Below are 14,170 nucleotides of genomic sequence, written 5' to 3' on the forward strand. Positions count from 1 at the left end.
AAGGCAAAAGTACTTCTCTAAAGCAAAACGTTCTGTAGTACGTTTGACAATCCTACGTAGAACTTGTTCTACAATTTATTTGGTTATTAACGCTACTTCTGGGCAGAATTAACAAAAATCATGAAGCATATTTATCTTTACAAAACAGATATAATAAATTCGCTCCGTCTGTTCATCTGATGTTCTTCCTCGGTACATTTTACATTATCAGAGCACTTATTTACAAGTTGATTTTCTCCATAACCTTTGGCAATTAATCTGTTGGAAGCAATCCCGTTTTTCACAAGCCATTCCTTTGTTAGTCTAGCTCGTTTGTCTGATAAATTCTGGTTGTATTGAGCAGTTTGACGGCTATCTGTATGTGAACGAATATCTAGTTGCATTTTTGGATATTGATTCAAGACATCTAATATTTTTTCAAGATCTAAAGCAGCTACTGTGCTTATAGTAGATTTATCGACCTCAAAATAAATCATTTTTATACCAAAACACTTACCAAGATCATCACCAACCGTTACTACGCAATCTGCCTTTTCCATGAAAATGGGTAAATTCGTTTTTCCGTTTTGTTTCGAGATACTAACACTTTGTTCCTTGGTTGTATATTCCTCCTTTTCAACTCTTAGGACATACGTCATATCACATTCGACAGTAAAAGTATAATTGCCGTTTTGATCAGAATAAGTGCTACTTATTGTTTTAAAATCAGCATCATATAAAGTCAGTTTTGTGTTTGGTAAAACCTCGCCGGTTACAACATCTTTTAGCACTCCGCTTAATTCTTGGGAACAATCTAAACTTCTTGTTTCCAAAAATTGGTAAATATCATCAGAGCCTAGTCCGCCATCTTTATTTGATGAAAAAAAGCCTCTTCGGGATTTAGAATCGATGATGTAGGCAAAATCATCTTTAGGAGAATTTACATCGGCTCCAATATTCTGAATATTACTTATGCCTTTGTCGTCAATTTTGCCAACAAATAAGTCCAATCCTCCAAGTCCAGGATGCCCGTCTGAAGCGAAATAGATTTCATTTTGATCGGTTACATAAGGAAAAGTCTCTTTTCCTTCGGTATTGATTCCATGTCCAAAATTTACAGGAATACCAAAATTACCACTGTTGTCTATACTCACTTTATAAATATCTGATTGACCAATAGTTCCCGGCATATCAGATGCAAAATACAATGTTTTTTGATCGGGACTTAATGCGGGATGCGCCGTACTGTAGTTGTCGCTACTAAAGGTAACTTCTGTTACATTGACCCATTTATTATTTTCAAGTGTAGCTCTGTATATTTTTACTAAAGTGTGTTTGTTTTCATCTTTTCCTTTTCTTCCATGAATGTAATTATTTCGAGTAAAATAAACCGTTTTGCCATCTTTTGTAAAAGTGGGAGTCGACTCATGAAATTTTGTATTAATTTTTGATTTTACCTTTTTCGGTGTATTCAGATTAAAATCAGTATCAATATCCGATTGATATAAATTTGTAAAATATTCGCCAGTCCATTTGTGTTTTCGCTGCGTAAAATTTCCAGTATCTCTTGCAGAGGTAAAAAATATTTTATCCAAATAAAAAGCAGTTCCGTAATCCGAATAAGGAGTATTTATTTTTGAATTTTCAATGATATAACGACCAGAATTGGCTTTGATCTCCTCAAGATAATTTCTATCTTCCTGATACAATTTTGATCGAGTATCATTTCCGGATTTTTGATTGAATAAATCAATCATTTGAGTCGATTTTTCTATATTTCCAATCGATTTTAAAGATTGATCGTAACGATAATAATATTCTGGTTCTGCTTCACTATTCATTGCAAATAATTCCCCGTACCATTTTGCTGCCTTATCAAACTGAGAGTTGAAATAAAAAGAATTACCTAGCTTTTTAAACATACTTTCAGATTTATATCCTTTCTCCGCTATTCGTTCATAAGTTTTAATTGCATCTACATAAGCATAGTTATCGTAATTCTTATCAGACGAGGCTATTTTGCTTTGTTGTGCATACGTATTAAATGAAAAAGCACTAATTATTGTGACGTAAAGGAGTATATATTTTTTCATAATAAATATTTTTTAGAAAAAACGTGGAGTTGTCATTTTATCATTATTTTTAAATAATTCATAACGCAGGAAAATTTCATGTGATCCTGAATTATAGTTATTTAACTGAGTCGTTTCACGATCATAACCATAACCGATATACATTGCATCGTTGATTTGAAACCCTGCCATGGCGCTAAATGCCGCATTCCATCTATAAGCAGCTCCAACTACAAACTTGTCCATAAACATGAAATTGGCAGAAATATCTGCTTGCAAAGGTGCGCCTTCTACCATTTTTGCGAGTACAGCTGGTTTGAATTTGATAGAACCATAATCGTCCAGATTAAAAACTAGACCTCCCATAAGATAATAATTGATTTTATCCCTGTAGATTGCTATATCATTATCATTATAACGATTAGTTTCAATAAAATTCGGCACTGATAAACCAATATAGGCCTTACTAGAATGCCAATAAACCCCTGCCCCAATGTTTGGAGAAAATTTGCTATCAAAGTCCTGAAACTGAATATCGCCCTGATTTTCAGGATTTAATTTATTAATGTCGAGATTAAATAAGTTCCCGGTTCCTTTTATACCAAAGGATAGTTTAAAATCAGCCGAAGTTTGTACTGTATAGGAAAGATCTATAGAAAAATTATTCTCATTGGTTGGACCAATTTTATCATTGACTAATGAAATTCCTACTCCCAAATTACTATTGTTTATTGGAGTATTTATAGAAAAACTACTTGTTACTGGTGCTCCGTCAAGCCCAACCCATTGCGTACGGTACAAACCAAAAATACTTAGAGCTCCACGCGAACCAGCATAGGCTGGATTAATATTTATAGTGTTGTACATATATTGTGTAAATTGAGCATCTTGCTGAGCGTGACTTACAATAGCTGTAAAGATCAAAACGAAAGAAAATAATTTTGTTCTCATAATAGATATTTATTATTTTATGAAAGCTAGTTGAGTCAAAAGAGAAATAAAAGCCAATCTAAAAACAGCATTTTATTGTTTTAGCATAATTCAAAGCTGTTATTAAGTTTACTATTTTTTTTACTCCACTATTTTTAATCTATTGTTTGTTAATATATAGATACCCTGACTTTTCAATCGTTCTGCTTCCTGTATTGTATTTCAAAATATAAAAGTAAGTTCCTGCAGGAAGTCCTTCCCCCCTATCGATAGTTGTTCGTCCATCAGAATATCCTCTAAACATTACATCGCTTTCATTATATGAATTTGCCGCAAATACCCTTATTCCCCAACGATTGTATATTTCAACTCTATTATCTGGGTATTTATCAATTCCTTTAATATAAAAACGATCATTGACGCCGTCTGCGTTAAGAGACAGCGCATTATAGATAATTAAATCACTTTCTACGACAGGTCCCTTTTTAACAAGTGCTATTGTAAAAAGACCATATCCGGAAACTTGTGCCGTAATTAATTTAGAATAACTTTCTCCAACGGAAGCATCACTGACTATTCCTTTTTCATTGATCCATTTTGATTGTATGTCATCCCAACGCACAATAGCCAGTTCTGTTTCCGCAGTTTCTGCAAAAAATAAAGATGGTGTTGTATTTGTATCTAAAGTGATACTTAAAACAATCTTTTCGCTCCCCTGCTCTTGTATTACGCTCCAGTACTCAACCTCATCAATAGACAAAATTGTATCCTCCTTGTTGGTATAAGGATGAAGACTACCTGTATTTTCACGAAAATATTGAGTCGTGTAGGCGTTATTACTATTGGTGCCTGTTCCATTATAAGAAGGCCTGAAGAATACATTATCTCCAACAGGAAATTCAAATATTTCACTTCCTATTTTTTCTACCTTCCCGTCCACAAAGCTCAAATCACTTACATTTGAGTGAAAAGCATTTTCATTAAAAATCATTTTACCGTTAAAACTGGCAGCATCAACAATACCAGTGTTAAACTCTGCCTGATTGCCAATTGCGATTGTTGTAGCTAAATGAATGGGAATTAATGAGGTTTTATTATCAAAAACAATATTCTGGAAATGCGAAATTTGTGTCCCCTCTATTAACTGTTCCTGGAAACCAATAAAAAAGGTTTTACCGGTACTCGAATTACTATAAGTTGTTAATCCGTCGTTTTTAAAATTTGCATAAACAATGCAATTCCCATCATTTAAAAAATCTCCAGTTGCTGTATTATTAAAATCAAATAATGTTGCAAACTGTGTATTAGGTGCAATAGATAAATCTCCGATATTGACTGTTTGCGCAGCAACTTCACCCATCAGAAAAAGTAATAATACAACTATTTTTATATAAATTTTGTCCATCTTTTTTAATTACAATAAATCTATAAGACATTAATAAAAATCATCTAGTTTATAAAACACCTCGATTATGAAGCTTATAAAAGAGGTGCTTTTTTATTTAACTATTGTTAAGGAATAACATAAGCAGAATTTATGTTTGCTTGTACATATTTAATTGCCCATGCCATGGTATTAGCATACATAATACTATTGTATACCGGAATCCCGGAATCATACGCTTTTGTTAAGGGTAATCCTGTTGAACTCATTTTTGCTGGATAAATAGTCGTTGCGGCATTTGTTGCATCACCTGCTGTCCATCCCGAATCACCCACATAGATATATCCTAAAGTAGTATGTTTAAAAGAAAATATTCTCGTTGCATTACCATTTTGAGTAGATAAACTAGTCACATTTGCAGGTAAACCAGTTGCGTAATAAGAGTTATTTACATCTGAACCTAAATTGAATCCTTTTACATCTCCAAATGGCCCTTCCAAAATTGAATCAGAAATATTCAAAATTGGATTTGTATAAGTAGTTCCCGTTGAAGCGATAGCTACTGTTGTAGAACCACAAATAGTATTAACTAAATTCACAACATTTGCGGCATCATTTTCTTGAGAATGAATAAGAACCCCTTTCTTGTTTTTAACAAAATTATTCAGAACCGTAATAGTAGCTGCATCTGGAGTATAATTATAACCGATCACAACAATATCAATATTGTTGGTGTTAATTAAGTTTCGTAATGCAGTGCCATAACTATATGCTCCATCAAATATCGTGATGCCTTGTACAGGAAAAGTACCTGTAGCACTAAAGTTTGCTGTTGAGGCCAATATTGCTCGAGAAGAATTTGCTGCACCAGAGGATCCTGGCTGATAAACACCACCTCCAAGCCCCAATACCCTCATAGTACGAAAAATAAAAGTGATGCTTTTGTTACAAGCTGTAGCTCCATTGGTACTATTTGCTGAAACTGCATAAGAAAAAGTCCCTCCAGATACTGGCGTACCAGTTGCTGTCATGACTACATTTTGAGCACCTGTTGCGGTAAATGTTCCTGTTGCTGCGAAACTAACTCCATTTACTGAATTTGTTGTAATGGTATAAGCTCCAACATAAGTTACATTAACAGGAACAGTCATCGTATTTGTTGCAGTCATTGCTATTCCCGGAGCATAGCTGCCACTCGTCGTAATTCCTGCACAATTTATTGTATAGGTTACAGGTTGTGGAGCGATAGTTACATTGAGAGAACACGTTGCCGCTGCACCCGGAGTTCCAGAGACTGTTAGAACCGTTGTTCCGGCAGACGAGGGCATTCCTGTACCAGTTAACATTACGTTTTGGGGCCCTAAAGTTGATAAATTGACTAATCCAGAAGTAAATGAGATTCCATTTGCTGTAGTGGTTGTAATAGTAGTTTGACCCGTTGCGGTCACATTAATCGGTAGCGTTATAGTATTTGAAGCAGACAGTGCAACATCTTGCATATATACTCCATTTTGAGTTGCTGTAGCACAATCAATTGTGTAAGCTACTGTAGAAACAGTTACAGGAATACCTGTGCAAGAACCCGTTGCTGTTGTGCTGGCATTAGAAGAAAGATTAAAACTATTTGTACCAGATGCGACTGGTGTGCCAGTCCCTAACAATTCGACACTTTGATTAGGTGTTGTATTATTAAATGTTCCTGTGCCACTAAAGGAATATCCATTTACGGTGTTAGTAGTCATGCTCCAAAAACCAATAGTTGTGGGATTTACAGTTAATGTAATTTTATTTGAAGATGTCAAAGGAATTCCTATAAAATAGTCTCCTAATGGACTTATACTTCCACAATTTATTACAAAATCAACACTCGCTTTTTCTACAAAAATATTTGGCACACAAGAACTATCCACTCCGTTTAGCGAAATGTTTACAGGATCTCCTGGATCTCCAATATTATAGCCATTATTAGGTGTACCTGTACCGGGTAAATTCAAAATATAAGAACCTGCACTTGGAAAAGTACCATTCGTATTAAAATAATATCCATTTGTTGTGGTCGCAGAAACCGAATAAACTCCTGGTTGTGTGACTGTCACCGGAATGGATAAATAATTTGATAAATTCAAAGAAACACCTTGTTTAAAAATTCCAGATGCTGCTACTTGAGTACATTGTGTTGGAGAAATATCAAAAATCGCCGGAGGTAATGTCCCACAAATACTTAACCATATATTTTGTATTTGACTCCAATAATCAAAGCATCCAGTAGTCAAATTATACAGTAATAATCCATCTGTCAAATTAGCTGGCGGAATAGCATCTCTTTGCGCCGTTGTTAATCTCGAAGTTAACATTCCTTTATTGTTACTCTCTAATTCAAATATGGCTCCCGCCTTTGCTTTTTCAGCCCCTGTACTTACTGTTCCGTCTTTTATTTTAGTATTATTTACTTGCGCAAAAATCGAAGAGAAACCGAATAAACTAAATACTATTAGAAATAGTATTTTTTGTATTTTATGTATTTTTATTTTCATAATCGTGCTATTTAAATCTAGAATAATATAAATTGTTCCTAAGAATTTCAAGTTGTGAATACTCAAAATCCAGTAATTGTTTTTACTTCTTTTGTTCTACTATTAATTTTTCTAGTTTCTCAAGACGCTGATTCAGTGAGTTTGAAACTTCTTTTAATTCTTTAATTTCTTTATTTTTTTCTTCAATTTTTTTACTTTGAATTTCGTTTATTTTGTTCTGCTCGATAATATGCAGATAAAGTTCTTCTGTCTTTTCTAATAATTGAACTGACAATTCGGATATATTAAATGAATAGCCTTCTTTTGTCTTAACTAATTCTTTGATAGACGTTATTCCAGGAAGATGATTGTTCTCTCTGATAAATTTCTCCGTTTCTGATAAAGGTTTGAATTTGTAATCCTTCTTAATATTTGAAAATCCATTAAAATAATCCTCAAATACATAATCTGCATAGTAACTGTTTACGGTAGTTATTGCGCCGTTAACTCTTAGTTTTTCATTAAGAGCAGCAGATGGAGATGTATAACCAATTCCTACCCATCCATTTGTATAAATATCCTCTGTATTTAAAGTAGCGCCAATATTAGTTGTTGTACTAAACCAAGGTTCTTTTACAAGAACCCCAAGATTCAGTTGATGTAATTGTGTGTCTTCGCCAGTATAATCTAATGTTCCAGCTGTTGTATTTATTTCCAATTTGGTTAATGTCTCAGCATCTCCAATTAAATCAATCATTTTAAATTCTGATGAAATGCCCTTTTCATCTTTATAAATTAATGACTGATTGGCACCATCATAGACTAACGACGTCAAGGTTTCTACTCCTTTGACTAAAACTGCCAAATCGATAGGATTTGGTGTATTTGTTTCATCAGTATAAGTCAAAGTATGTAAATCAAATACTTGCCCGAGCGGATCAGTACTTTGTGTTACAACGTCTCTCAGAGACGTAACAGTCTCTTTGATATCAATAGGAACTCCTCCTGCTTCATTAGTATAATTCGCAATAGTATTTCCTGTAGTCACCAGTTGAGTTATTGTGGTTAATGTTTCATTGGCTTTGATAACTGCATTATCAATAAAACCTCCTCCATCTGTTCCCACACCAATAAGGTTACCAGCAGTTGCACTCACAACTTGAGAAGTCACTGCCGTGCCTGCTTCATTGGTATAGGTAATCGCTCCAGTGCTCGTATTTTGAGCTTGGGTCGTTAGTGTTTCATTAGCTTTAATAACTGCATTATCAATAAAACCTCCTCCATCGGTTCCAACACCAATAAGGTTGCCAGCAGACGCACTCACGACTTGCGAGGTTACTGCCGTGCCTGCTTCATTGGTGTACGTGATCGCTCCAGTGCTCGTATTTTGAGCTTGGGTCGTTAATGTTTCATTGGCTTTAATAACTGCATTATCGATAAATCCTCCTCCATCTGTTCCCACGCCGATAAGGTTACCAGCAGACACACTCACAACTTGAGAAGTCACTGCCGTGCCTGCTTCATTGGTATAGGTAATGGCTCCTGTACTTGTATTTTGAGCCTGAGTCGTTAGTGTTTCATTAGCTTTAATAACTGCATTATCAATAAATCCTCCTCCATCGGTTCCAACACCAATAAGGTTGCCAGCAGACGCACTCACAACTTGAGAAGTCACTGCCGTGCCTGCTTCATTGGTATAGGTAATGGCTCCAGTGCTCGTATTTTGAGCTTGGGTCGTTAGCGTTTCATTGGCTTTAATAACAGCCGTATTGATGAATCCTCCTCCATCGGTTCCAACACCAATAAGGTTACCAGAAGACGTACTCACAACTTGTGAGGTCACTGCTGTGCCTGCTTCATTGGTATAGGTGATCGCTCCAGTATTAGTATTTTGAGCTTGGGTCGTTAGTGTTTCATTGGCTTTAATAACTGCATTATCGATAAAACCTCCTCCATCGGTTCCCACACCGATAAGGTTACCAGCAGACGCACTCACAACTTGAGAAGTCACTGCCGTGCCTGCTTCATTGGTATAGGTGATCGCTCCAGTGCTCGTATTTTGAGCTTGGGTCGTTAGTGTTTCATTAGCTTTAATAACTGCATTATCAATAAATCCTCCTCCATCGGTTCCAACACCAATAAGGTTACCAGCAGACGCACTCACAACTTGAGAAGTCACTGCCGTGCCTGCTTCATTGGTATAGGTAATGGCTCCTGTACTTGTATTTTGAGCCTGAGTCGTTAGTGTTTCATTAGCTTTAATAACTGCATTATCAATAAATCCTCCTCCATCGGTTCCAACACCAATAAGGTTGCCAGCAGACGCACTCACAACTTGAGAAGTCACTGCCGTGCCTGCTTCATTGGTATAGGTAATGGCTCCAGTGCTCGTATTTTGAGCTTGGGTCGTTAGCGTTTCATTGGCTTTAATAACAGCCGTATTGATGAATCCTCCTCCATCGGTTCCAACACCAATAAGGTTACCAGAAGACGTACTCACAACTTGTGAGGTCACTGCTGTGCCTGCTTCATTGGTATAGGTGATCGCTCCAGTATTAGTATTTTGAGCTTGGGTCGTTAGTGTTTCATTGGCTTTAATAACTGCATTATCGATAAAACCTCCTCCATCGGTTCCCACACCGATAAGGTTACCAGCAGACGCACTCACAACTTGAGAAGTCACTGCCGTGCCTGCTTCATTGGTATAGGTGATCGCTCCAGTGCTCGTATTTTGAGTTTGGGTCGTTAGTGTTTCATTAGCTTTAATAACTGCATTATCAATAAATCCTCCTCCATCGGTTCCAACACCAATAAGGTTACCAGCAGACGCACTCACAACTTGAGAAGTCACTGCCGTGCCTGCTTCATTGGTATAGGTAATGGCTCCTGTACTTGTATTTTGAGCCTGAGTCGTTAGTGTTTCATTAGCTTTAATAACTGCATTATCAATAAATCCTCCTCCATCGGTTCCCACACCGATAAGGTTACCAGCAGACGCACTCACAACTTGAGAAGTCACTGCCGTGCCTGCTTCATTGGTGTACGTGATCGCTCCAGTGCTCGTATTTTGAGCTTGGGTCGTTAGTGTTTCATTAGCTTTAATAACTGCATTATCAATAAAACCACCTCCATCGGTTCCAACAGCAATAAGGTTACCAGAAGACGTACTCACAACTTGTGAAGTTACTGCCGTGCCTGCTTCATTGGTATAGGTAATCGCTCCAGTACTCGTATTTTGAGCTTGGGTCGTTAGTGTTTCATTGGCTTTGATAACTGCATTATCAATAAATCCACCTCCATCGGTTCCAACACCAATAAGGTTACCAGAAGACGTACTCACAACTTGTGAGGTCACTGCTGTGCCTGCTTCATTGGTGTACGTAATCGCTCCAGTGGTAGTGTTTTGTGCCTGAGTCGTTAGTGTTTCATTGGCTTTGATAACTGCATTATCGATAAATCCTCCTCCATCGGTTCCAACACCAATAAGGTTACCAGCAGAGGCACTCACTACTTGCGAAGTCACTGCCGTTCCTGCTTCATTAGTATACGTAATTGCTCCAGTGCTAGTGTTTTGTGCCTGAGTTGTTAGTGTTTCATTGGCTTTGATAACTGCATTATCAATAAATCCTCCTCCATCGGTTCCAACACCAATAAGGTTACCAGCAGACGCACTCACGACTTGCGAAGTCACTGCCGTGCCTGCTTCATTGGTATAGGTAATCGCTCCAGTAGTAGTGTTTTGAGCTTGGGTCGTTAGTGTTTCATTGGCTTTAATAACTGCATTATCAATGAATCCTCCTCCATCTGTTCCCACGCCGATAAGGTTGCCAGCAGTTGCACTCACGACTTGCGAAGTCACTGTCGTTCCTGCTTCATTGGTATACGTGATCGCTCCAGTAGTAGTATTTTGAGCCTGAGTCGTTAATGTTTCATTGGCTTTAATAACTGCATTATCAATAAAACCACCTCCATCGGTTCCAACACCAATAAGGTTACCAGCAGTTGCACTCACGACTTGCGAAGTCACTGCCGTGCCTGCTTCATTGGTATAGGTAATCGCTCCTGTACTCGTATTTTGAGCTTGGGTCGTTAGTGTTTCATTGGCTTTGATAATTGCTCTAATATCAACAATTTGTGTAGTACCCGATCCGTCTACATAAGTAAATTCTTGAGTAGAGGGATTATAAATAACTGTATTAGGAATCGAAGCAATTTCACTTGAAACAACAATTCTGTTCCATTTATTATTGTACCAATAGTAATAACCTGGTGTTATATCTGAAATAATCTCTGTATTAAAGACTAATAAGCTATTTATATTACCGTTTAGAATTGTTGTAACATCAGTTGAACCAGTTAACTTTATTCTCGGAATTAATACACCTTTATCATTGGAAACAACTTCTAATTGAGAAGAAGCATTTGGCATAGGAGTTCCGATACCAACCTGAGAATAAGCTGCAAAACTGCCTGAAAATAAAATTAAAGAAAGTAATTTATTCTTCATAAGATTGAATTATTAGAGTTATAATAATTTATTATAATGAAAATCTAAAAATGAAATAAAAAAAATCGAGTACTCTTTCTATTATGAATCCTCAAAAAATCAAACGGCAGAAAAAATTAAGGTTTGAAAAAAAATTATTTATATCTACAAAATGGGCAAAAAAAACTACTTAATAACAAGTAATTTCGTAGATGATATTTTCAATAGAAAAATTCAATAACAAAAAAGATGTGTTCTAAAAATTATTATTTTAAAACAACTAATAAGAAAAAAGACAAGCATCTCATCTCCATTGAGACACTTGCCTTTTTACAAAAATCATGGTTTGATTTTATAGAATACTTATTTATTGAACAATACTGTCGCCATCGCTTTGTCTTGTTTTTGAGAAATGTTAATAATACCTGCTGTTGATAAACTATCAACCCCTGTTAGTTTTAAGGCAATGTTCTTGTCGCCTTTTTGTTCTACGTCTGGAATAACAAGTACCTGAATATCGGCTTCCATATTGTCACAGTTTCCGGCAATAACTAGATCGTGGCTATTTAAAATCACAAAATCTTTATTTAGTACTGCTGTAGTATTGGTTGCATCAACATCAAATTTAACTCGAATGTCCGAGCCAGAGCAATTCACTAGCTGCTTACCGTCACTTACTTTAGTAAAAAATACCTTGAACATTGCTACTGGTAAAACACTAGACTCATTTCGATTAGATAATTTTGAAATCTGTAACTCAGCAGCCTGATCTCTTATTTTTTGGATATGCGAAATCGTTCTGGCTCCACCTAGAAATTCTACCATCGACTCTACACTATTTGATTCTACTCCTGTCAAGACTAACTGGACAGATTCTATATCTTCAAATAAATTATCATCTTTAGTTTTTACTAATAATTTTGCAGAAGATTGATCTACAGGTATTTTTAATACAGTTTTAGTATCTCCAAAAAAGTCCTGACCTTCAGTTGCCGATCCATTTCCAAACATATAATTAAGCTGTAAAGCTTTTGAAGTTTTATTAACCAAAGGCTTTCCATCTTGACTAAATAAACCCAATTCATAACTTAAAGATCCTTTCTCCTCTGCATCCGAACCTCCTACAAAACGAACTACGGCTGCTTGATTGATGATATTTATTTTAGCTTCTTCTTTGGCTATGTAGGTATATTCTGGTGAAGATAATTTTACATTAAAATACTCCGAATCCTCAAAATTGGAATCGCTTTTAATTGGAATCTCAATCGTCTTTTCAATCAAAGAGCCAGTTGCAAAATCAGATGGTAGAAACGATAAAACTCCTTCCGATGGCAAATAGTCTTCACCTGTAGCGGTACCGTCTGAAAGACATTTATAACTTATCTTAACAGGCATTCTCACACCGTCTTTACGTAAAAAACCAGACAATATTACTCGTACACTTGCTGTCATAATGCCATTTAATGGCTCCGATACCGAAATATCGTTAATCGTTGCTCCTTGGCTTATTTTGGTTATTCTGCCTCCGATATTTGTTCCCGTTCCTAAAGCAATCATCTCTCCAGTTGGCAAGATGATTAAGGAAGCATAATGTCCTTCTTTACTGCCTTTGACATAATTTTTATCAAATACGAGATTTCCTTTAGTATCAAATTTTACAATACTGAAATCTTTAGATGTTGTTGCATAAATATCATTGTCTTCAGATACATACAATTCTTTTAAGGCATGAGCTATTTTTTTTTCAAAAATAAGTTTACCATTTTGTTTAGTTTTTATCACTACACCTTGCCCTTCTTTTCCTCCAATGGCAACAATATTGGTGTCTTCACCTCTTTTTATTGATGTTAATGGTGTGTCTGTTTCTTGATTGAAAACCATGGTACCATCAAATCGCAATCCTAACATACGCCCTCGATCAAATTCTTCTGCCGATGCATATATGTAACCAGAAGGATCTACCTCTAAAGCAGTAAAAATACCATCTACATTACTATAAGTTTTATCAAAAATAACCTGACCATCCATCCGAATACGTGTTATTCTTGGAGAATTCCCCGAACCATATCCACCACCACCGATAGCTAATAAACTTTCATCTTCTAAAAGCTTGAACTCTTTATAAACTCCTCCTGCAATAGGCGAAATCTGATGAAAAATTTCAACTCCTGAGGTATCTAGTTTTAGTAAAACCCCTGATCCATTGCTATTATCTACAGAGCTCCCCATAGAAAGAATATTGTTGTTTTCGTCTATGATTAAACCGTGAAGTACTGTACTGTTATCAAAAAATTTATCGAAAATAATTTTTCCCTCGACAGTAAATTTCACAATTCTCCCCTGTTGCAAAATGCCTCCAGACACCCCAACTGCTATAAAGTTACCTTCTAAATCTTCTTTGACAGTGGTGAAATAACCTCCATCATTTTCTCCAAAAACTTTATCAAAAACAGGTGTTCCTTTAGAATCAAAAAGAGAAATTCTTCCCGCACCTACATTTAATGTTCCTCCACCAACTGCCAAAAAGGAGCCCTTTTTAGTGACAACAATATCACGATAGGAATCTATTCCACGATTTACTATCGCTCGTTCAAAGAGTACTTTTCCATCTTCCGATAATTTAGTTATATACGCTTTAGAGCTACCTCCACCTGCAATGATCAGATCACCTGATTCCAGAGGAACTACTTTATTTACGGTACTATTTCCTTCGCTTAAATTCTTATTAAAAACTACGGGCATCTCCTGAGCATAAGTGGCAAAGCAGCCAATCATAATCAATAATTGTGTAAATTTTTTTATCATA

The 14,170-nt window shown here is 36.0% G+C and carries 6 protein-coding genes; all 6 read right to left on the reverse strand.

The window, feature by feature from the left end:
- Positions 1 to 137: 137 nt before the first annotated feature.
- Complete coding sequence (locus tag LNP22_RS16600; protein WP_229974450.1) at positions 138 to 2,072, reverse strand: OmpA family protein; 1,935 nt, start codon at positions 2,070 to 2,072, stop codon at positions 138 to 140.
- A 12-nt stretch (positions 2,073 to 2,084) separates the two neighbouring features.
- Positions 2,085 to 3,002 (reverse strand): PorP/SprF family type IX secretion system membrane protein, encoded by a 918-nt coding sequence (locus LNP22_RS16605; RefSeq protein ID WP_229974451.1) that lies wholly within the window; start codon positions 3,000 to 3,002, stop codon positions 2,085 to 2,087.
- 139 nt (positions 3,003 to 3,141) lie between these two features.
- A complete protein-coding gene (locus LNP22_RS16610; protein ID WP_229974452.1) occupies positions 3,142 to 4,386 on the reverse strand; it encodes a T9SS type B sorting domain-containing protein in 1,245 nt (414 codons plus the stop codon).
- 107 nt (positions 4,387 to 4,493) lie between these two features.
- Positions 4,494 to 6,899 carry a hypothetical protein gene (locus LNP22_RS16615; RefSeq protein ID WP_229974453.1) on the reverse strand — a complete coding sequence of 802 codons (2,406 nt, stop codon included), beginning with the start codon at positions 6,897 to 6,899 and terminating at the stop codon, positions 4,494 to 4,496.
- 82 nt (positions 6,900 to 6,981) lie between these two features.
- On the reverse strand, positions 6,982 to 11,385 hold the full coding sequence (locus tag LNP22_RS16620; RefSeq protein ID WP_229974454.1) for a hypothetical protein: 4,404 nt from the start codon (positions 11,383 to 11,385) through the stop codon (positions 6,982 to 6,984).
- A 342-nt stretch (positions 11,386 to 11,727) separates the two neighbouring features.
- Positions 11,728 to 14,169, reverse strand: a complete 2,442-nt coding sequence (locus LNP22_RS16625) for a Calx-beta domain-containing protein (RefSeq protein ID WP_229974455.1) — start codon at positions 14,167 to 14,169, stop codon at positions 11,728 to 11,730.
- Position 14,170 lies beyond the last annotated feature (1 nt).

Origin of the sequence: Flavobacterium flavipigmentatum, assembly GCF_020911905.1 — a bacterium.
GTDB lineage: Bacteria > Bacteroidota > Bacteroidia > Flavobacteriales > Flavobacteriaceae > Flavobacterium > Flavobacterium flavipigmentatum.

Bases quoted from the DNA above. Each gene is read 5' to 3' on its own strand.
- LNP22_RS16600 (WP_229974450.1), bottom strand. From the start codon at position 2,072: ATGAAAAAATATATACTCCTTTACGTCACAATAATTAGTGCTTTTTCA.
- LNP22_RS16605 (WP_229974451.1), bottom strand. From the start codon at position 3,002: ATGAGAACAAAATTATTTTCTTTCGTTTTGATCTTTACAGCTATTGTA.
- LNP22_RS16610 (WP_229974452.1), bottom strand. From the start codon at position 4,386: ATGGACAAAATTTATATAAAAATAGTTGTATTATTACTTTTTCTGATG.
- LNP22_RS16615 (WP_229974453.1), bottom strand. From the start codon at position 6,899: ATGAAAATAAAAATACATAAAATACAAAAAATACTATTTCTAATAGTA.
- LNP22_RS16620 (WP_229974454.1), bottom strand. From the start codon at position 11,385: ATGAAGAATAAATTACTTTCTTTAATTTTATTTTCAGGCAGTTTTGCA.
- LNP22_RS16625 (WP_229974455.1), bottom strand. From the start codon at position 14,169: ATGATAAAAAAATTTACACAATTATTGATTATGATTGGCTGCTTTGCC.